Consider the following 18,063-nt stretch of genomic DNA (forward strand, 5'->3'; position numbering starts at 1 on the left):
TTCCCGGTTACGAGAAATACCCTTTTTCCTCATTTTCCAGCGCGATATGACTTGGATAGTTCTGCTCTGTCATTGTAATCCAGTCGGCGACTTCATTAAGCATTGCCTGAACCTTTTCCCGCGTCAGTCCTTCTTCGGCTGCACGGTACCAGATATCCTCCATGATGGTGCTCAAATTACGCGGGTAAGAAACTTGGTCATATCTGAGAACGTAGCTCAGAATCGGCTCAGCATCCCTTCCTCCCTGTTCTGTTTGGGATGAGTGCCTGACAAGCCATCCCTCCTCATTCCGGATCAGAGTATACCTGTCACTCCTGCCCCATTTGCGGGTGAAAACATTTAAATAAAACGTCTCGCCGAGAGTCTGATCACACGGTTCATCGTTCGCCTGCTGATCATTAAGGTAATTCAGCAGTTCCTGAACAGGCCGGATGTGCTGGTAAAACTGGGGATCCCCAGGCGTCATTTTGCGCAGCCGGACTGTTTTTTTCAAATGTTTTGGTTTTGGATTCAGGGAGAGATAAAGAGAGTGGGCGGCTATTCCCATTTCGTCATAAACCTGCTCAATATGACGGTACGACTGAACCTGTCTTTCTTCTCTGGACAGCGAAAGAAAGTGAAGGATTTCCTCAAGCTTAGATTGAATCCTGTTTTTCAGCTCTGACTGTTCGGCACTTAATTCTACTTTCATCCAGTTACCCTCCTAACTAGCAGCAGCCCGCTACCAGACATCTCTGCTGAATTTCAAATCAACCGTTTCCCTCTGATGGATATATGGCTCGTAGTTTGAATCACCGATCTCAGCAGATAGAAAAACGATTTTATTTTCCTTGCTGTAAAGCTTCAGATTTGCAGGCTGCAGTGTTTGCGAAAAGGTTTCACCGTTTTCATCTGCTGCCTCAATTTTTATGACATCGACCCGGATATCAAATTCTTCCGGATTCGAAAGCCTCAGCCTGAACTGAAATTTCCTGCCGTCTTCTGGATCCAGGCGGATGCCTTCAAGGGTGCAGCCGGCCATTTTCCTGTTTCTGCGTTCATCATCTGCAAGCTGATTTACATGTTTGACTGCCTGCTCGCAAATTTTCACAAGAAATGTGCCGGACTGCTTTTCGACCTTAAACACATCCCTTGCATTTTCAAGAAATTCATACAGCCTGTCCAGGTCGTTCAATTTGAAGGAAATCTGATTTGGATTTATGGCACCCTTCATCTCTTTGTAGTCAAAAGACGGGGTCAGAATCGCCGTGTATTTTTTGTTCAGGATCCAGCAGGCTCCCATTTCATTCAGGCAGGCAGGACTTTTATAATAATGTTCAGACAGCACATAGATAATCCACGAATTTCCGCTCAGTTTTTGATGAAGATAATCATAAATGTCTTCATCGTTAGGAATGTGATAGCCGGGATACGAGCTGCAGACAATATTCGGCACCTTGATCATTGTCAGCAGATTAACAAGCTCTCTGACATATGCCTCATCACGGTGCGCATGACTGATAAAAATGGTATCGATCAAGTGCAGTGTCTCCTTCCTCCTAAACTCTTACATGCAGTCTTCTTCACATTCTATTCCTCTTTTCCGGCAGATATGAGCGGAAATGGACATGCCCGGGACAGTAAAAAGCGCTCTCCAGTGACAGGAAAGCGCACATAATTTGAACGGCAATGATGAAATTTGAGGATTATGCTCAGAATTTGACCGACCGCCGGTTTGTTTTTTATATTTTTTCTTCTTTTTTACAATTTTATGAAACAATGAATCTCTTCGCTCCGTCTCATGCATGTAAAACGAAATAAAGGGGAGAGAAATAATGAAAAAATGGAAAGTTGTATCAGCATCTGTCGTAACCGCCGCAGCTCTATGGATGTCAGTGCCTCAGGCAAGTGCACAGGAAAATGTACCCTACATCTTCACACTTCCTGAATCAGGTATCATCAAAGAAGGCGCAAGAGGAGAAAATGTAAAAATTCTGCAGCGCGGTTTGAACGAAGCAGCGGAAGCTTCACTCACAGTTGACGGTGTTTTTGGGCCGAAAACAACCAATGCCGTATTCTTTTACCAGAAAGCTAAAGGCCTCAAGGCAGATGGCGTTTATGGCCCCAACACTCACAAAGCATTGTCCATTGACGTTAATACCTTCGGACTGCCAAATACTGTACTCAAGCTTGGAAGCAAAGGAAGCGACGTCCTGAAACTTCAGCAGGGATTGAATGATATCGGTTCTGGACTGTCTGAAGACGGCATCTACGGTGAAAAAACAAAAGCCGCCGTCCTTAAATTCCAGCAGCGCTTCCCTGATCTGGCGGATGACGGAATCTATGGACCCAAAACACGCAGTGTGATGGAAAAAGTGCTGAATAGCTGATTTATGAAAAGCAGAAATATATTTTCTGCTTTTTTTCATTGGTTTTTTGATTAATAATGTTCATTGAATTGAAAAAAAGCCTCATACAGAGGCTTTTTCAGGTACTAGCAAATATAAGCAGAACCGACGATGATAAGCAAAATGAATAGAACAACAATCAATACAAAGCTGCTTCCTAGTCCGCCTCCGCAATGAACCGGATAAGAAGGATATGAACATCCGCAGTCATAACCGTACATGAATCAAACACCTCTTCATTTTGTTTTTCTTTACATCCTTACATTATGAGGTAGGTGGCTGTCCTGTATGTGCATTCGCCCATTTTTCTTAAAAAGCTTTTAAAGTAAATTTTTGAAAACATTTTCCTGTTCAAGCACCTTTACAAAACCAAGCTTTTCATAAAAGGCTTTTGATCCCTCATCATTCATGGTGACAAGATAGGCAGACTCTGCCCCGAGCTGCGCCGCCTCCTGCAGCAGGCACTTCATGAAGGAAGAACCATAGCCCATCCGCTGGTATTCATCAAGAATGGCTACTTCCTCAATCTTTGCAATTCGTGTTACAGGTGAAAGATACAATTCCGCACTTCCAATTGGAACGCCGTTTTCATAGCAGACATAAAGACGCACAGTCTTAGCCAGATAATACGGCTTTTTGCGCTGAAGCTTGGATTTTGCAAAAGAAGCACTTATATGGCGGGCATCGTACAGCTCCATGGCGAAACAGGCATCCTGCAGCACATCTCCTTCTCCGAGCTTTGTCATGACCCTTGAACATGATTCAATTTCTTCAAGCGTATGAAAATAATACAAATCCAGATCACAGTAATACTCTTCTTCATGCAGATAAGACCGGGTCCGTTTGTCCACCCTGCTGTTAAACGGAAGCTTAACATGGACAAAGCTCCTGTTCAGGGCTGATTTGGAGTGAGCAAGCACTTCTTTTAGCAGGATCGGGTGATAGGGTGTCGTCATTTTTGCAAAATGATGACTGTACATGCCTTTTAATGCATCGTCTGTATATGCTTTGTAAAGGGCCGTTTTTTTGACCTTGCAGAACAATTGCAAATATTCATCTTCTGCGGCATCAAGCACCTTTTCGAAATGGACGGCCTTATTCATTCATCGGTTCGAAATATTCAATCCATTCCCCGTCTGGCCCTTTGAAGAACAGATATTTCGCTCCATTCGGCAGAGTTGTAATTTCATCATAGATCAGCTCTGCACCTAATTCCTTCAGCCTTTCCTCTTCCCCCTCAATTCCGCTGACCTTTAAGGCAACGTGATGAACCTTTCCTTCTGCAGGAAGATCTGGGTTGTACCCTTCAATCAATTCAACAATAATGGATCCCTCCACTCCTAAAAAAGCCAGTTTCATATTTCCATCTGTATGTAAAAATCGGTCAATCAGCTGCAGTCCTGCAACCTGCTGATAAAATTCAATCGATTTCTCAATATCTCTTACTTGTATTCCCACATGTTCAAATCCTTTGACTGCCAAAGTGATTCACTCCTATTCTTGGATGATGTCTCGATTATACCAAATCTTCTGGTAAATTCCTTTGTTTTTCTGTACATTCAGCGCCAGAAAAACTGGAAAAAACTTCTCCAGCACATTCAGTGCATCAAAACTGTATACATTTTGTATAGGTTTTGTTTATATTTAATTCAGGACATACGTCCAAATAAAAAAAACAAAAAATGAGGAGTGGAAAAATGAGAAAGATTTTTTCAGTAGTAGCAGCAATGGTTTTATTATTGGCATTTGGAGCAGGTGCTTCTGCAGCAGAGAATGACGCAATGGTCAGAATCGTTCACGCTTCTCCTGATGCTCCTGCAGTTGATGTTGTTGTCGACGGCAAAACAGTTGTTGAAGGTGCTGAGTTTAAAGCAGCTACCGACTACATGATGCTTCCTGCAGGCGACCACAAGGTTGAAATCTTTGCAGCCGGTACAGTTGCTGACGGCGAACCTGTCATCTCAGCAGATTTGACAGTTGAAGCCGGTAAAGCTTATACAGCAGCAGCAATCAACACACTTGATTCTCTTGAACTAAAAGTTCTTAACGACGATTTGAATGTAACTGAAGGAAAATCAAAAGTGCGCGTTGCCCACTTTTCACCTGATGCACCTGCAGTTGATGTAGCTGTTAAAGGCGGAGATGTCCTTTTCCCTGGAGCTGAATTTAAAGGTGTAACAGATTACTTGGAAGTAGACCCTGGATCATATGATCTTGAAGTCAGAGGCGCTGGAACAGAAGATGTAGTACTTGACCTTGCAGGCACTGAACTTAAGGCTAATATGTCTTACACGGTCATTGCAGTTGGACTTGCCGGCGGAGAGCCTGCTCTTGAAGCACTTGTTCTTGCTGATCCGGCAATGATGCCTTCTGAAATGCCGAAAACAGGAATGGGCGGCACATCTGAAACTGAAACAAACTACTTGCCAGTTGCAGCAGCAGCTATCCTTGGATTAGGTGCTTTGATGGCATATGGAATCAAGAAAAAAGCAAGCAGCCATTAAATCGGCAGCCCTGATTCTCCTATTGGCCGGATGTGCACAGACTGGCGAAAACGCCTCACCGGATAAAAAAGAAACGCGTACAGAACAAGCCTCTGCCGTCTCCGTTTCAGCTGAGACTTCAGGGGCAAAGCCTAAACCCGTTCAGCAAAAACAACCCGAAGGAATCAACCCAAGCCGAATTTCTATTCCGTCCCTTAATATCAGTGCAGGCGTCGAATCTGCCGGCCTGAGTGAAGACGGGATAATGGAGCTGCCTTCAAGTGACTCGCTCACTGCATGGTACGAAAACGGCGCGATGCCAGGCGAGCAGGGAAACGCTGTTATTGCAGGGCATGTGGATAACAAAACAGGCCCGTCGGTGTTTTTTAATCTCAAAGAAATCAGCGCTGGAGATGAAATCATCGTCTCCGGAGAAAATGGCGAAGCCCTGACATTTGTTGTACAGGAAATCAATTCGTACCCGTATGATGATGCTCCTCTTCCCGCTATATTCGGGTTCAGTCAGCAGAGAAAGCTGAACCTGATTACATGCACAGGCGAATTTGACCGGAAGAAAAAGACGCATTTGGAGAGGCTGGTTGTGACCGGGGTTTTAAAAGAAGAAAGCTAGACTCATGGACTTGCAGAATTGAAGTCTGTATGAAAACCCCGAACCGATTGATCGGTTCGGGGTTTATCTGTATTTTAGAATCATTTGCGGCTATACTACACAAAATGCTGCCACTTTTTTCATGTCTTCACGTCATTTGTGGTAGCACTATCCAGAGTCCTGCCACTTTTTCTCGTGTGCTTACTTCATTTGTGGCACCATTACCCCGAGTGCTGCCGCTTTTCTTCATGTCTTCACGTACTTTGTGGCACCACTATCCAGAGTGCTGCCACTTTTTCTCGTGTGCTTACTTCATTTGTGGCGCCATTACCCCGAGTGCTGCCACTTTTTCTCGTGAGTTTACTTCATTTGTGGCACCATTACCCCGAGTGCTGCCACTTTTTCTCGTGAGTTTACCTCATTTGTGGCACCATTACCCCGAGTGCTGCCACTTTTCTTCATATTTTCACTTCGTTTGTGGCAGCACTATCCAGAGTCCTGCCACAAACGAAGTGAGTTTACCTCATTTGTGGCACCATTACCCCAAGTGCTGCCACTTTTCTTCATGTCTCCCCTTCGTTTGTGGCTCCACTACCTTTTCTGTCCGTTCTTTTTGTTCAAATCTATTTTCAAAATGAACAAGTGTCGTGAAAAACGTTGAAATTTATACCCTTCCTTTTATTCAGCAGCCAGAAACCTCCTTGCAGACTTAAAAAACAGCAAGGTAAAAAAGATCATGCAAGCAGTGCCGATAAGGACCAGTGAAACACCCGGGAAGGACATAAAAGTGAAGATAACACTTCCGGCAACAACCAGATAAAGAAAACCAAGCATCTTTTTCACATGTTCTTCAGGGAATTTTTTAAGCTGCATGGAACCGGCCGGCGTTCCAATCATAGCACCTATAATGAGAAGGGCGCCGTGTGTGTAATCCAGTTCCGCTCCGCTGAAAAAATATGAGCCTATTCCTGACAGGACAATAACGGATGCTGCGGCAATGCTGGTTCCAATCGCTTTATTCAGTTCCATTTCTCTAACATTTTTTAATAGAGGAGTCATAACAAATCCTCCGCTGACTCCCATCAATGAAGAAACAGCACCGGTAAGAAGTCCGATCAATGGAATTGATCCCTTTTTTTGTTTCTTTACCTCTTTCTCCCTCCGTAAAAATTGATATGAAAACCATCCTAAAATTCCGATATAAGCAAGTGAAATGACAGCCGATGCCGAATGAACCTCCTCAAGCAAGCGGACTGCAGGAGCAGTGGAAACTGCCCCAATCATGCCAAACAGGCCAAGCCTTGCCGCTAAAGAGACATGTATATGTTTAAGACGGAAATGCGTAATCGTTCCAGTTATCGTTGAACCCAATGTAAGCATGAGAGACAAAATGACGGCTTGACTTGGGTCATACCCAAGGATCAACAAAACCGGGGTAAGAATAATTCCTCCCCCAATACCGAAAAATCCGGACATGATGCCAATTGCCGCTCCCCCTGCGAGAAATAAAATGGTTTCCATTTCACGTCACAACCTTTCTCTTTCATTGTATCTCTCTCTTCTTTATAATAGAAATAAATATATATAATGTAATTTATTACGTTTTATAATTAACGGAGGGTACTATGCAGCTAGACTGGATTCGAACCTATGTAACGCTTGTACAGCTTCGCCACTTTACAAAAACAAGTGAATTCCTTAATCTGTCACAGCCTACAATCAGTATTCACCTGAAGAAACTGGAGGACTTTCTCGGAACAAGTTTAATAAAGAGATTGGCACCAAACCGGCCATTTGAATTAACAGATGCGGGAAAGCACGTTTTCGAAGAAGGGAAAAAAATGCTTGAGATCAGCATGACCATCGAGAGAATAAAAGAGAAAAATAACGAGGTATTATTAAAACTTGGAGCAACGCATACAGTCAGCGACGTCCTTCTTCCTGATTTTGTTAAAAAAATAAAAACCATCTATCCTCATGTGCGCCTGCAGCTCACCATCAAAAATCATGAACAGATTGTTGACGGGCTTAAGCAGCACAAGCTCGACCTCGCCCTAGTTGAAGGAAAACGAGGACTTGAGCCATTTAAAGTGAACGTTATCAGCAGGGATGAACTGCGATTTTATGCCAGTCATCACATTTCAATCAGGACTTCTCCTCTCCTCCTCAGAGAGAGAGGCTCAGGCACAAGAGAATACGCTGATCAATTTCTTCTGTCTGAGAGAATCGATCCTGTTGAAGTGATTGAGGCAGGCAGCCACTATCTCATTAAACAGCTTGCAGTAAGAGGGCTCGGTGCGGCGTTTCTGTCCCATTCTATGGTCAAAGATGAAGTTGAAAACGGAAAGCTCGTTCCCCTTGAATCTCATGTCGTATACCGGCCGTTTTATGCTGTTCATGATGAAATAGCTGCAGCTCCTTTCATAGAAGAACTGCTTCCCTTGCTTCTATATGCATAATTGGTTTATGAAGACGAAAAAAAAACCACCAGAACCGGAGAATGACACCTCCGGCTGCTGATGGTTTCCATCACTCTAAAGCACTTTTCTGCAAGAGCTTCCTTACTGAAATAGCCCTGAAAATTTACCATATCCCTCTTTTTCGAGGTCTTCCTTTGGGACAAATCTGAGAGCTGCTGAATTAATGCAGTATCTTAAGCCGTCTGGACCCGGACCGTCGTTAAACACATGCCCTAAATGAGAATCCGCAGATTTGCTTCTTACTTCTGTACGGATCATAAAGTGAGAGAAATCCTTTTTCTCGACAATTTCATAATCTGACAGCGGACGTGTAAAGCTCGGCCAGCCGCAGCCTGCATCGTATTTGTCTGTTGAACTGAAAAGAGGTTTTCCAGAGACGATGTCCACGTAGATGCCGTCTTGTTCGTTGTCGTAGTATTCATTTTGAAACGGGCGCTCCGTTCCGTTGTTCTGAGTGACTTCGTATTGAATCGGCGTCAGTTTTTCTTTCAGGCTGCTTTTATCCCAGTGTTCTTTAATATACGTGTCGCGGCCTGAGCCTTTGCGGTACTGATTATAGCGAACCGGGCTTTTTTGGTAATAGTCCTGGTGGTACTCCTCTGCCGCGTAAAACGTTTTTGCCGGCAGAATTTCAGTCACAATCGGCTTTTTGAAGCGGCCGCTATCTGCAAGTTTTTGTTTTGATTCTTCGGCAAGCTGCTGCTGCCTTTCGTTATGGAAGAAAATAGCTGTGCGGTAGGAATCCCCGCGATCAAAGAATTGGCCTCCAGCGTCTGTCGGATCAATTTGCTGCCAGAATAATTCAAGCAGGCGCTCATACGGAAAGATGTCAGGATTAAATGTAATCTGCACAGCTTCATAATGGCCTGTCGTTTCACTGCAGACTTCTTCATAAGTTGGGTTTTCTTTGTGGCCTCCAGTATAGCCGGAAACGACTTTTTCAATGCCGGGCAGCTCGTCAAACGGCTGCACCATGCACCAGAAGCATCCTCCTGCAAAGGTAGCAAGTTCAAATGTTTTTTCAGTCATCCTGTTTCCTCCTCCTGCACTGTTCTGTGACTTCACCGGCCGCGCAGTCAGAGCTGCTGCCGGGACCGGGTTTGTCCGTTATTTAGCTTCATTATATCATTTCCATTCCATAATCCCAGAATTCTGCTCTCTGGTCCGGGTTTTCCTTGACAAGACAGACACGTTTCTTTACATTAAAATTATTTAATCAGATGAACAGTCTGATTTCAGCTGTTCTCCACCCGGAGGTTTTGTAGTGAAAAAACGCGAAGATAAAATGTATGAATTAGAGTCGCTCATGAGAAGCATTTTCCGCCAGCTGCGGAATGAGATAAACGTTGTCCTTGGAAGCGTTCTGTCAAGGAATGAATTTATCATCTTAAAATCACTGAAAGAAAACGGACCCCTGAATGCGTCGAATCTTGCAAAAGAGCTGGACGTCTCCGCAAGCCATATTACTGCCGTAACAGATTCCCTGCTGTCTAAAGAACTGATTACGCGCAAACGCTCTCCCAGCGACCGAAGAATTACATTAATCGATTTGACCGATGCAGGTCAAACCGTCCTGCACGAGCTTGAAAAGAAGAAAACGGAGTACTTCTCCGAAAGATTCGACTGCTTCTCTGATGAGGAGCTTCAAAACCTTATCCTGCTGTTTGGAAAGCTCGACCGGACAAAACCATGATACATAGTCCTGCCTCCTTCTGGAAAAAATAAATCCATCGACAGAAGGAGGTCCTTTTATGACTGCACCATACTTATGCCCGAACTGCAAGACAAACCGCACCCGCTTTAACCTAATTGAACAGACGCCAAAGTCTGTCAAGCTGGATCCCCAGACAGGCGATGTCATTCAGGAATTTTCTCAGGAAGCTCTTGATCCGTTTCATCTCGCATATAAAGGGCCGCATTATAAAGTGCAATGCGGTGTGTGCGGACTGATTGAAGATGAACTGACGTTTGTAAAGCTTGCCGAATTAAACCAGAAATAAAAAAACGCTTATTTCTAAGCGTTTTTTTCGTGGTACGGCTTCGTTATGTTCAATCCCGGGCCCAAGCGGCTATTTTCCGTTCTTTTTAATAAATGTCAGCAATGCCTCTGATACTTTATCTGGCTCCTCTAACATTCCCATGTGCCCGCTGTTTTCAAGAAGGACTTCTGTTATATGGTCCCCCCTATGCAAAAAGGTTTTCTCAGTCGGTACAATCTGATCTTTTTTGCCGGCAATCAGCAGGACAGGCAAGTCTTCATTATGAAGGACCTTTTGCCTGTCCGGACGGTTTTTCATCGCGTGCAGCGCGCCTGCTGCCCCTGTTTCAGGTGTTTTATATCCAATCTGCCTCACTGTCTCCATTTCAGCATGGAATGAGTCCATGTTTTCTTCGGCAAACAGCTTTGGCACTAAGTCATTAATAAAGCCTTTCATTCCTTCTTGTTCAATTCTCGCAATGCCTTTTTCCCGGCCCGCTTTCCCGTTTTCATCATCCGGGAGCGCTGTAGAATGCAATAGCCCGTAAGAATGGAGCATGTGCGGATATTTTTCAGCAAATGCAAGGGCAATATATCCTCCAAGCGAGTGTCCGATCATTGTGACTTTCTCAATTTCAAGGACGTCAAACAATGTGGCCAGATCATCCGCCATTGATGTGATGCTGTATTCATCTTTCACTGTGCTTGAATGACCGTGTCCTCTTAAGTCACAAGCGATGACTCTGTAGTTCTCAGAGATGTCCGGTATGATTTTGTTAAAATATCCCCTGCTTCCGCAAAACCCGTGAAGCAGCACGATGCAATGGCCCTCGCCATCATCTGAATAAGATAAAGATACGTCTCCGATATTCTGTTCATAATTTGCCATATGATCTACCTCCGGATTTAGACATCAAACCTATATTTTCCCTTCTTGGATTCATTTAAAACTACATTCACATCACTTTTTTGTGACAATCACCCATCTCCTTTCATATGTTAATGACGAATGAATAGATGGGAGTGCGCGCTAATGAACGAACCGAATAAGTATGCCGAAAAAGCGATGATGTATGACCTGCTTGCCTGCTACTATAAATATACAGACCCGCAGAAGCATGTCATGTATTATCAAAAACACTTGAACGCCATGCAGAAATGGATGTACAGCATGCAATATCAGGCAGCCTCGAGAGTTCCGCAGGGAGGCCAGCTTGAGCCTGGCATGTCACGTGTTAGAGTCATCCATGCTTCACCTGATGCCCCGGCAGTTGATATTTATGTAAATGGGAAACTGACCCTCCAAAATGTAAAGTATAAGGAAATCAGCGACTACCTGAAGCTGCCGACCGGCCAGTACCGCGTGGATGTCTACCAGGCAGGAACGACGAACGGCCCTGTACTGAGTGAAATGTATATGCTTCTTCCAGGCATCACGTATACGATCGCTGCCGCCGGAAACCTGAATTCCATCAGGCTGCTTCCGTTTGTGGATAAAACGTTTGTGCCTGCAGGAGAAGCAAGCGTGAAATTTGTCCATCTTTCACCTGATGCACCTGCCGTTGATATTGCGGTTAAAAACGGGGATATACTCTTTAGTAATGTTCAGTTTACACAGGCAACCAAAAACGTGAAAGTTCCTCAGGGAAAATACGATCTTGAAGTGCGTGTTGCCGGCACAGACAATGTCGTGCTGACGGTTCCAAAAGTACAGCTTAAAAATGATACTGCCTACACGATTTTTGCCGTTGGCTTTGCTAATGGTACACCTGAGCTCGAAGCACTTGCTGCAATTGGATAAAAATGTTTAACGTCATGTAAAGATGATAAGCCAATGTAAAAAGCATGTTCAATTTCTGTAAAATCTCTATTTTTCCTCCCGGAATCGATTATGATGAGGTTGACCAGCAGGAATGCAGGTTAAAAAACTTATTCAGACAGGTTACAAGGGAGGAAAAAGAAAATGAAGAAAGACATGCTGTTAAAAGTTGGGGCTTCTTTATTGGCTATCTCATTAATGACTGCTTGTAACGACACAGAAACGGATGCACCTGAGGAAGACAACATGGAAGAAACAGAAGGCACCGAAGAGGAAACAACTACTGAAGAGGGTACTGAAGAAGAAACAACTGAAGAAGCACCAGAGGAAGAAGAAGGCGCTGAAGAAGAAGAAGGTCAATAATTTTACCATAAGCAAAAAGGAGGCTCACAGCCTCCTCTTTGTCCGTTAATTATTTTTCTGCGCTTTCTTTTTTTCATCTTTCAAATGCAGAGAATAAACCGAAGCACTTAGAAAAACGGCACAGTACGATACGTTCATAAATACTTCATTGTACTTTTCTTCTGCATAGGCAAAGTACGCCATTCCCCCAAAATACAAAGAAATCATCAGCCCCGCTGCGCTGATCATCAAAAAAAGATCCTTCAACCCTTTCACCTCTTATCCTCTTTTATCTCCTGGTCAATAATTTTGGCCTGTTCGTTTTCATAGGCCACTGTATAGGAAGCTTTTAACATCTGTTCCGAAGGCTTTCCGCCCGTTTTTGGCTGTACAGTAATGTCTGCATGCACGATGATTTCCTCACCGGATTTTTCTGTTGTGATTGTCTCAATTGACATAGATGAAAAACGGTTAAACTGCTCTTTGAATGCTTCATAGGTCAATTCTGTCTGCAGTTCGCTTCCAAGCAGAGAATAGGCCGTAACATAGTCGTGGAAGTCAAGACTCTCTATGTAATAGCTGACCAGATAATCGGCCGTTTCTGACTTTTTATTTTCACTCATTTCTCCTGAATCGTCAAGACCTGTATATGCAGGCAATGACTTCATCGGATTTTGCGCCCATGTTTTGGCAATAGGCAGTATATCCTCAATCGGTATGCTGAAGCCAATTTCCCCGTCTTCCATTCTCGCAGAGTTCATGCCGACGACCTGTCCGGTTTTTCGGTCAATAAGAGGCCCCCCGCTGTTTCCCGGTGCAATAGGTGCAGATATTTGATGTACGCCTTTGTACGTATACGGAGGAAGATCAAAATCTCTGTTTGTTCCGCTGATAATACCTGTTGTCACCGTGTTTTGAAACCCTAAAGGACTTCCAAGAGCCAGAATTTCCTGTCCAAGTTCAGCATCGAATTCTTCTGCGATCCGGACCGGTTCCTGCCCTTTAAGCCCCTCCACTCTTACTAATGCAACATCTGTTTCAGTGCTGATGCCAATGACTTTCCCGTCGTAGCCTTTCGCATCCGTCGTTCTCACTTTAACTTCGTCTGTTCCGGCAACCACATGCGCATTTGTGAGAATGTCGCCTTCCATGTTGAAAAGAAATCCTGACCCAACTGTTCCATCTGCAAGCTCAACCATTACTGTTTTTTTCTGCGTTTCCCTGATAATCTCCTTTAAATCCAGCTGCATTTCTTCCTTTTTTGATTCACGGAGAATAGAAGGCTCAGAAAAGATGTTTTCTGCAGCGTCACTTTTAATTTGAACATATCCTGCTGCCCCTGCTGAAAAGATAAGGAGTGACAGCGAAATGCTGATAATCCAATTCTTTTTCATATACGTCCCTTTCTTATTGGTGCTTAGTGACCGTGTTTTTGCCTGCATGCCATGTCATGCGTTCAATGGCAAACGAAACCTCTTGTTTCACTCCATATGAGATATGTGAGTATTCAGCTTCTTCACCAGGCTTAAGTTCATTTGGAAATACATTTGTTTTTCCTTTTTCAATAAGTGTTCCCTCTTCATTCTTTACAATAAAATAAATCGTGATGGACTGGACGGGAGCACCTGAAATGTTTTTGACTTTCCCGGTTATATGAGCATCGCCGAATTCGTCTTCTTCCACAGCGGGATTCGACGTTTTCAGGACTTTGTCCGTCCGTTCCTTCTCTTCATTTGCTGCCATGGCTATCTGCTTCAGCCTGTTCTGTTCAGCCTGTTCAAAATGGGTCCGCTCTGATAGAATCTTCTCCTTTAAGGAAAGAAGTTTTTCGTTGTCCCCATCATACTGCAGGGCTTTATCAACAGACACAATGGCTGCATTAAATTGCTTTTCTTCAAGATCTTCTTCTGCAGCTGATGAACCGATCAGAACCATTTTGGCCTTTATCTGTTCTTTCACTTTACCTGCTTCCGCTGCATCTAAAACAGTCACTTCTTTGAGCTTTTCAGAAAGCTCCTCAATCGTGTTAAGCGTTTCTATTTCTTTTTTCACTTCGGCCACTGTCACATTTCTGTCTGCCTGTTCAAGCTCAGCTTTAAGTTTCGCATACAGAGGCGATGAATGTCCGCTGAACGTTTTAGACAGTACGGCTATTTGCTTTGCCGCCTGATCCAGATTTCCTTTTTGGATATGGGCATTGATCTGATCCAGGTCTTCTTTATCCTGAAGAACTCCAAGAAGCAGTTCTTTTTCCTGTTCAAGAATCCGGTAGTCTTCTCTAAGGGCAAGTCCTTTATCTGCAAAATCAAGTGCTTTCTCATACTCTCCTGCAAGGGCTGTATCTTCCGCTTTTTGCTGATAGGAAATCACTTTATCATTAATCGCAGCCTCATGCTTATCCGCTGCCGTCAGAAGCATCCATACAAGACCGATGCTTGCAGCTGGAAGAATAATCAGGGCACGCTTGGATATCCGGTAATGCTTCCATTCCTGCTCGTTCATAAATACTTTTTTTCCGCAAAATGGACAATAATTCGAAAGGGGATCTATTTCTTTTTCACCGCAATAATGACACTCCATGTCCGGCCTCCTTTTCTGAGTACAGACGCCTTATTTCGACTCAATCTCTATTAAGTATACATGGTTCGCTATTTTCGCTCTACTTTCATTCGTGCCGCGAAGCTTCATGATGGCAGGCCTATTTTACTAATAATCAGGTTTATAAGACAGCTTCTTGCGGCTGCATTCTATCTATTACTGTTACACCTGATCACTGTTCAGCTTAACCGGTGTCAATTGACTCATTTTTTAAAAATAAAAAGCACCGTATCCGTTTTAAGATACAGTGCTACTTTTCGAAGTCCGCCGGCACAAAAAGCTTGAACCGGATATCATCATTTTTCAGATTGAATGATTCTGCCTTAGCCTTGAGATTGTTTTTAAACTTCAATTCGGTAACCTGAACGGTAACACTTTCCTTTTTTGGATCAATGTATACATACTCGGGCAGCGGATATGTCTTTTTAATATAGCTCATAACATACGGCACAGGAATCGGCAGCCTGCCGATTGACAGACGTTCAACCTTTAACAGCAGGTTCCCGTTCTCGTTCACCTGAGGCTCAAATGAGAGCGTCAAATCAACATCTTTACCAAAAGCCTTTACCGAACCATACAGGTTTACCTTATCTTCAAGCAGAACCTTGTAATTCAGTTCCTCTGCTTTAGCTTCTTTCACCAGATAATAGTTAATCAGCCGGTTCAGGTCGTTCTTTGAAGAACTGACGGTAAGAGGAATCGTATCCCCTGCTTTGAAATCTGCTGTTTCTGTTTTTGGCTGTTCTGCGGGCAAAAACGGAGATACGGCCAAAAACAGCAGAAATACCAGATTTAATGTGAGCAGTACGATAAATGCGAGTTTCCATTTTCCCATTGATATCATCCAATCCTATTCGTTCTGTTCAGACAAGCTTGTATAAACTCTGTCTGCAATTAATGAATACCCTGTTTCACTGGGGTGAAACTCGTCTACATACAGCAATTTGCCATAAGATCTGGTTGCAAACAAATCTTCTGTCGGAACAAATATAGCATTTCCGTCAGCCATAATCATCCTGTTTGACGCCTGATTCCATTCCTCGACAATCGTATCAATCTCGCTCAGTTCAGGAAGCATGAATTTAAATGGATTGTAGAGTCCTGTATAAACAATAACGGCATCCGGATTTGCGCTGCGGATCGTATTTAAAATTTTCTTAAACCGCTTCTCAAAACGCGGCTGTTCCTCTCTGTACGGTTCAAGCTGAAGATCCATAATATGATTGCGGGTAACTTTCATGATATCATTTCCGCCGATTGTCATCAAAATGATGTCTGCTTCTCTCAGCTTTTCAATCACGTCCCGTTTGCCCAGTACTTTTAATAAGTCATTCGTTTTGTGTCCCCTGACGCCGAAGTTGGATACATCTACTGAGGAAACCTCTTCCTCAAGCTGGAGAAGGTCGCTGACATCCCCTACATATCCACCATTGTTGTCAGCGTCCCCGACTCCTGCTGTCAGTGAGTCTCCTACTGCAACCACGTTTAAATTGCTTTCGATAAAGTCAGAGGGGATAGGTTTTTTCGTATAAGGGTCCTCAGCTGCTTCAGGTTTCATAGCCATATTAGCAGGCTTTGCAGAAAAAACGTCACATCCGGCAAGCATGAGACATAATCCTGTAAGAGCTAAAAACGATTTCCGCATGTTGTTATCCCCCTTTCCTCGTTCTTTTAGCCTATGATTATACCATGCTTTTGCTTACAGTTACAGCGCAGAAATCTGTACAATGTACTCTGTAAATTAAAAATACCCGCATTTTGCGGGCATCAGTCATGAATTTTCTTAGCATCCCCGATGATTTCTTCATACGGCACATTCTCAACGCCGTCATAGTCCTTCATCACTTTGCCGTTTTGGTCTACTAGATAAAAAAGCGTTCCATGTATCACCTGATCTTGTCCTTCAGGCTTCTGAACAATTGTTTTAAAGCTGTTTTTCGCAAAAGCGTCTATGTCGCTCTGTTTATATCCGGTAAGGAAATCCCAGTTATCTAATGACAGCGGATACCTTCCTGCATATTCCTTCAGTTTTTCAGGGGTGTCCACTTCAGGATCAACACTGAAAGAAACAAGCCTTACGTCATCAAGGCCCTCCGCTTTCAGCTGCTTCTGAAGCTCTGTCATATGGGCAGTCATTGGAGGACAAACGGTGTCGCAGCTTGTAAAAATAAAATTCGCCACCCAGACTTCACCCTTCAGATCACTCAGTCCAACTTTTTCCCCGTCCTGATTTGTATAGGAGAAATCTTCAATTTCATAATTGAGCGCCCCCTTAATGCCTCCGGTTCCGCACCCGGTTAAGAGAGTAAGAGATACTATAAGCCACAGCCATTTTTTCATCACGGGTTCACCTTTCCTTATCTTTCAATAAGGGTAGTGTATCAAAACATGCCTGGCATGAAAAGGATTTCATTTCTTTCTCATAATCTTTTGAAAATCAGACACAAATGCCCCGTAATCAAATTTGACGGCAATTCTGTGCACAGGGTAGTCCGCGAGCGTTTTATACGGCCTGAAATCTGCAATGCTCTGGCCTCTGGCATACTCTGATTCTACAATTACTTTCACAGGCTTTTCTACATAAGTAATCTTTTCTTCCCTGACTGCGCCCCAGAATGCAAGAAGATCGTGAAGCGGGCCGCCTTGAATTTCCGGGTTGTTTTTTTTATAAAAATTCGTATAGTAATCAATCATAGGCTTCAAAATCTGGCCAAACTGATTATCGGTCTCTTTGTAGAATTGATCCAGTTCCTGAATAATCTCATCCGGAATGATGGCGTAATTTGTGACATTCAGCGGAAAAATGGAGACCTTATTCGCAAGGGTCAAAACAAGATTGGCTGCTGCAGGATCGCCGTAGAAGTTTGCTTCTGCAACGGGTGTTACATTGCCGGGGTATAAAAAGGCGCCGCCCATGATAAAGATATCCTTCACCCTTCCGACAATGTTCGGAAAAAGAACGAACGCCGTTGCGAGCGACGTAAGACGCCCTACATTTACGATTGTGACACCATAGTTATACGTAACGATCAATGATCGGATCATTTCAAAATTTTCAAAATTGCCATCTGGGAAATCGCCTTCGGGCACAATGGGTCCAAGCCCTTGTTCGCCGTGGATTTCCGGATAGTAGACAGGTATTTCTCCAGTAAGGGGCCTTGCTGCGCCTCCAATAAGGGGAATGTTCTCCGTTTTTGACAGCTTCGCCAAGTATTGCGCTGTTTTTAAAGCCGTCTGCTTGGAAACGTTCCCGTAGTCTGCCACAATGCCAATGATGTCTGTATCATCATCAAAATAACTGAACATCAGCGCCGTGATATCATCCACTCCAAAATCGCCAAAAAACAGCACCTTCTTAGTTCCCAT

General features: G+C 43.7%; 23 protein-coding genes. 8 read left to right on the top strand and 15 right to left on the bottom strand.

Translation table 11 applies throughout. The features are described 5' to 3' along the window. Nucleotides 1–7 precede the first annotated feature (7 nt). Both JOJ89_RS12035 and JOJ89_RS12040 read right to left on the bottom strand, forming a co-directional pair. Nucleotides 8–691, bottom strand: coding sequence for a hypothetical protein (locus JOJ89_RS12035; RefSeq protein WP_203287549.1), 684 nt, complete (start codon nucleotides 689–691; stop codon nucleotides 8–10). A 30-nt stretch (nucleotides 692–721) separates the two neighbouring features. Beyond that, on the bottom strand, nucleotides 722–1,519 hold the full coding sequence (locus JOJ89_RS12040; RefSeq protein ID WP_051827254.1) for a TIR domain-containing protein: 798 nt from the start codon (nucleotides 1,517–1,519) through the stop codon (nucleotides 722–724). Nucleotides 1,520–1,814: 295 nt separating this feature from the next. Here JOJ89_RS12040 and JOJ89_RS12045 point away from each other — a divergent pair, with 295 nt between their 5' ends. Beyond that, nucleotides 1,815–2,369, top strand: coding sequence for a peptidoglycan-binding domain-containing protein (locus JOJ89_RS12045; RefSeq protein WP_051827255.1), 555 nt, complete (start codon nucleotides 1,815–1,817; stop codon nucleotides 2,367–2,369). Nucleotides 2,370–2,473: 104 nt separating this feature from the next. Here JOJ89_RS12045 and JOJ89_RS12050 read toward each other — a convergent pair whose 3' ends face one another. From JOJ89_RS12050 to JOJ89_RS12060, 3 genes are all read right to left on the bottom strand, one after another. Continuing rightward, nucleotides 2,474–2,608, bottom strand: coding sequence for a YjcZ family sporulation protein (locus JOJ89_RS12050; protein WP_081414138.1), 135 nt, complete (start codon nucleotides 2,606–2,608; stop codon nucleotides 2,474–2,476). Between the two features lie 99 nt (nucleotides 2,609–2,707). Further along, the gene (locus tag JOJ89_RS12055) at nucleotides 2,708–3,490 is read right to left on the bottom strand and encodes a GNAT family N-acetyltransferase (RefSeq protein ID WP_203287550.1); all 783 of its coding nucleotides are present in this window, start codon (nucleotides 3,488–3,490) and stop codon (nucleotides 2,708–2,710) included. After that, entirely contained in the window at nucleotides 3,483–3,869 is a 387-nt protein-coding gene (locus JOJ89_RS12060; RefSeq protein WP_029565968.1) for a VOC family protein, read from the bottom strand. The genes JOJ89_RS12055 and JOJ89_RS12060 overlap by 8 nt, the downstream gene beginning before the upstream one ends. A gap of 215 nt (nucleotides 3,870–4,084) precedes the next feature. On the opposite strand from JOJ89_RS12060, the gene JOJ89_RS12065 reads away from it, so the two are divergent. Together JOJ89_RS12065 and JOJ89_RS12070 are read left to right on the top strand one after the other, a co-directional pair. Continuing rightward, entirely contained in the window at nucleotides 4,085–4,891 is an 807-nt protein-coding gene (locus tag JOJ89_RS12065; RefSeq protein WP_203287551.1) for a DUF4397 domain-containing protein, read from the top strand. After that, nucleotides 4,860–5,501: a class F sortase gene (locus JOJ89_RS12070; protein ID WP_051865349.1), complete on the top strand. Its 642-nt coding sequence runs from the start codon at nucleotides 4,860–4,862 to the stop codon at nucleotides 5,499–5,501. The genes JOJ89_RS12065 and JOJ89_RS12070 overlap by 32 nt, the downstream gene beginning before the upstream one ends. Before the next feature lie 657 nt (nucleotides 5,502–6,158). Here the strand turns inward: JOJ89_RS12070 and JOJ89_RS12075 are convergent. After that, nucleotides 6,159–7,001 carry a sulfite exporter TauE/SafE family protein gene (locus tag JOJ89_RS12075; RefSeq protein WP_203287552.1) on the bottom strand — a complete coding sequence of 281 codons (843 nt, stop codon included), beginning with the start codon at nucleotides 6,999–7,001 and terminating at the stop codon, nucleotides 6,159–6,161. Nucleotides 7,002–7,105: 104 nt separating this feature from the next. Here JOJ89_RS12075 and JOJ89_RS12080 point away from each other — a divergent pair, with 104 nt between their 5' ends. After that, complete coding sequence (locus tag JOJ89_RS12080) at nucleotides 7,106–7,939, top strand: LysR family transcriptional regulator (protein WP_203287553.1); 834 nt, start codon at nucleotides 7,106–7,108, stop codon at nucleotides 7,937–7,939. Between the two features lie 102 nt (nucleotides 7,940–8,041). Here JOJ89_RS12080 and msrA read toward each other — a convergent pair whose 3' ends face one another. Next, nucleotides 8,042–8,989 carry a peptide-methionine (S)-S-oxide reductase MsrA gene (gene msrA / locus JOJ89_RS12085; protein WP_029565973.1) on the bottom strand — a complete coding sequence of 316 codons (948 nt, stop codon included), beginning with the start codon at nucleotides 8,987–8,989 and terminating at the stop codon, nucleotides 8,042–8,044. A 235-nt stretch (nucleotides 8,990–9,224) separates the two neighbouring features. Between msrA and JOJ89_RS12090 the strand changes: the two genes are divergently transcribed. After that, nucleotides 9,225–9,653, top strand: coding sequence for a MarR family winged helix-turn-helix transcriptional regulator (locus JOJ89_RS12090; RefSeq protein ID WP_029280499.1), 429 nt, complete (start codon nucleotides 9,225–9,227; stop codon nucleotides 9,651–9,653). A gap of 58 nt (nucleotides 9,654–9,711) precedes the next feature. After that, nucleotides 9,712–9,960, top strand: a complete 249-nt coding sequence (locus JOJ89_RS12095) for a hypothetical protein (RefSeq protein ID WP_029280497.1) — start codon at nucleotides 9,712–9,714, stop codon at nucleotides 9,958–9,960. Between the two features lie 69 nt (nucleotides 9,961–10,029). Here JOJ89_RS12095 and JOJ89_RS12100 read toward each other — a convergent pair whose 3' ends face one another. Continuing rightward, nucleotides 10,030–10,827, bottom strand: a complete 798-nt coding sequence (locus JOJ89_RS12100) for an alpha/beta fold hydrolase (RefSeq protein ID WP_029565974.1) — start codon at nucleotides 10,825–10,827, stop codon at nucleotides 10,030–10,032. A 144-nt stretch (nucleotides 10,828–10,971) separates the two neighbouring features. On the opposite strand from JOJ89_RS12100, the gene JOJ89_RS12105 reads away from it, so the two are divergent. Further along, entirely contained in the window at nucleotides 10,972–11,739 is a 768-nt protein-coding gene (locus JOJ89_RS12105; RefSeq protein ID WP_029280494.1) for a DUF4397 domain-containing protein, read from the top strand. Nucleotides 11,740–11,901: 162 nt separating this feature from the next. Further along, nucleotides 11,902–12,120, top strand: coding sequence for a hypothetical protein (locus tag JOJ89_RS12110; protein ID WP_029280493.1), 219 nt, complete (start codon nucleotides 11,902–11,904; stop codon nucleotides 12,118–12,120). Between the two features lie 45 nt (nucleotides 12,121–12,165). Here JOJ89_RS12110 and ypmT read toward each other — a convergent pair whose 3' ends face one another. The 7 genes from ypmT to JOJ89_RS12145 all read right to left on the bottom strand — a co-directional run bounded on the left by ypmT (nucleotide 12,166) and on the right by JOJ89_RS12145 (nucleotide 18,063). After that, the gene (gene ypmT / locus JOJ89_RS12115) at nucleotides 12,166–12,366 is read right to left on the bottom strand and encodes a protein YpmT (RefSeq protein WP_203287554.1); all 201 of its coding nucleotides are present in this window, start codon (nucleotides 12,364–12,366) and stop codon (nucleotides 12,166–12,168) included. A gap of 5 nt (nucleotides 12,367–12,371) precedes the next feature. After that, a complete protein-coding gene (locus tag JOJ89_RS12120; RefSeq protein WP_029280489.1) occupies nucleotides 12,372–13,493 on the bottom strand; it encodes a S1C family serine protease in 1,122 nt (373 codons plus the stop codon). A gap of 13 nt (nucleotides 13,494–13,506) precedes the next feature. Then, nucleotides 13,507–14,679, bottom strand: a complete 1,173-nt coding sequence (locus tag JOJ89_RS12125) for an FxLYD domain-containing protein (protein WP_203287555.1) — start codon at nucleotides 14,677–14,679, stop codon at nucleotides 13,507–13,509. A 268-nt stretch (nucleotides 14,680–14,947) separates the two neighbouring features. Continuing rightward, nucleotides 14,948–15,532: a YpmS family protein gene (locus tag JOJ89_RS12130; RefSeq protein ID WP_203287556.1), complete on the bottom strand. Its 585-nt coding sequence runs from the start codon at nucleotides 15,530–15,532 to the stop codon at nucleotides 14,948–14,950. Between the two features lie 15 nt (nucleotides 15,533–15,547). Beyond that, the gene (locus JOJ89_RS12135) at nucleotides 15,548–16,342 is read right to left on the bottom strand and encodes an SGNH/GDSL hydrolase family protein (RefSeq protein WP_203287558.1); all 795 of its coding nucleotides are present in this window, start codon (nucleotides 16,340–16,342) and stop codon (nucleotides 15,548–15,550) included. A 122-nt stretch (nucleotides 16,343–16,464) separates the two neighbouring features. Then, the gene (locus JOJ89_RS12140) at nucleotides 16,465–17,037 is read right to left on the bottom strand and encodes an SCO family protein (protein ID WP_203287560.1); all 573 of its coding nucleotides are present in this window, start codon (nucleotides 17,035–17,037) and stop codon (nucleotides 16,465–16,467) included. Nucleotides 17,038–17,106: 69 nt separating this feature from the next. Further along, a complete protein-coding gene (locus tag JOJ89_RS12145) occupies nucleotides 17,107–18,063 on the bottom strand; it encodes a nucleoside hydrolase (RefSeq protein WP_203287562.1) in 957 nt (318 codons plus the stop codon).

This window comes from Metabacillus sp. cB07, from assembly GCF_016839225.1.
Lineage (GTDB): Bacteria > Bacillota > Bacilli > Bacillales > Bacillaceae > Bacillus_P > Bacillus_P indicus.

Bases quoted from the DNA above. Each gene is read 5' to 3' on its own strand.
- JOJ89_RS12130 (WP_203287556.1), bottom strand. From the start codon at position 15,532: ATGGGAAAATGGAAACTCGCATTTATCGTACTGCTCACATTAAATCTG.
- JOJ89_RS12100 (WP_029565974.1), bottom strand. From the start codon at position 10,827: ATGGCAAATTATGAACAGAATATCGGAGACGTATCTTTATCTTATTCA.
- JOJ89_RS12080 (WP_203287553.1), top strand. From the start codon at position 7,106: ATGCAGCTAGACTGGATTCGAACCTATGTAACGCTTGTACAGCTTCGC.
- JOJ89_RS12045 (WP_051827255.1), top strand. From the start codon at position 1,815: ATGAAAAAATGGAAAGTTGTATCAGCATCTGTCGTAACCGCCGCAGCT.
- JOJ89_RS12035 (WP_203287549.1), bottom strand. From the start codon at position 691: ATGAAAGTAGAATTAAGTGCCGAACAGTCAGAGCTGAAAAACAGGATT.
- JOJ89_RS12070 (WP_051865349.1), top strand. From the start codon at position 4,860: ATGGAATCAAGAAAAAAGCAAGCAGCCATTAAATCGGCAGCCCTGATT.
- JOJ89_RS12075 (WP_203287552.1), bottom strand. From the start codon at position 7,001: ATGGAAACCATTTTATTTCTCGCAGGGGGAGCGGCAATTGGCATCATG.
- JOJ89_RS12095 (WP_029280497.1), top strand. From the start codon at position 9,712: ATGACTGCACCATACTTATGCCCGAACTGCAAGACAAACCGCACCCGC.
- JOJ89_RS12050 (WP_081414138.1), bottom strand. From the start codon at position 2,608: ATGTACGGTTATGACTGCGGATGTTCATATCCTTCTTATCCGGTTCAT.
- JOJ89_RS12105 (WP_029280494.1), top strand. From the start codon at position 10,972: ATGAACGAACCGAATAAGTATGCCGAAAAAGCGATGATGTATGACCTG.
- msrA (WP_029565973.1), bottom strand. From the start codon at position 8,989: ATGACTGAAAAAACATTTGAACTTGCTACCTTTGCAGGAGGATGCTTC.
- JOJ89_RS12140 (WP_203287560.1), bottom strand. From the start codon at position 17,037: ATGAAAAAATGGCTGTGGCTTATAGTATCTCTTACTCTCTTAACCGGG.
- JOJ89_RS12120 (WP_029280489.1), bottom strand. From the start codon at position 13,493: ATGAAAAAGAATTGGATTATCAGCATTTCGCTGTCACTCCTTATCTTT.
- JOJ89_RS12125 (WP_203287555.1), bottom strand. From the start codon at position 14,679: ATGGAGTGTCATTATTGCGGTGAAAAAGAAATAGATCCCCTTTCGAAT.
- JOJ89_RS12065 (WP_203287551.1), top strand. From the start codon at position 4,085: ATGAGAAAGATTTTTTCAGTAGTAGCAGCAATGGTTTTATTATTGGCA.
- JOJ89_RS12055 (WP_203287550.1), bottom strand. From the start codon at position 3,490: ATGAATAAGGCCGTCCATTTCGAAAAGGTGCTTGATGCCGCAGAAGAT.
- JOJ89_RS12110 (WP_029280493.1), top strand. From the start codon at position 11,902: ATGAAGAAAGACATGCTGTTAAAAGTTGGGGCTTCTTTATTGGCTATC.
- JOJ89_RS12135 (WP_203287558.1), bottom strand. From the start codon at position 16,342: ATGCGGAAATCGTTTTTAGCTCTTACAGGATTATGTCTCATGCTTGCC.
- JOJ89_RS12145 (WP_203287562.1), bottom strand. From the start codon at position 18,063: ATGGGAACTAAGAAGGTGCTGTTTTTTGGCGATTTTGGAGTGGATGAT.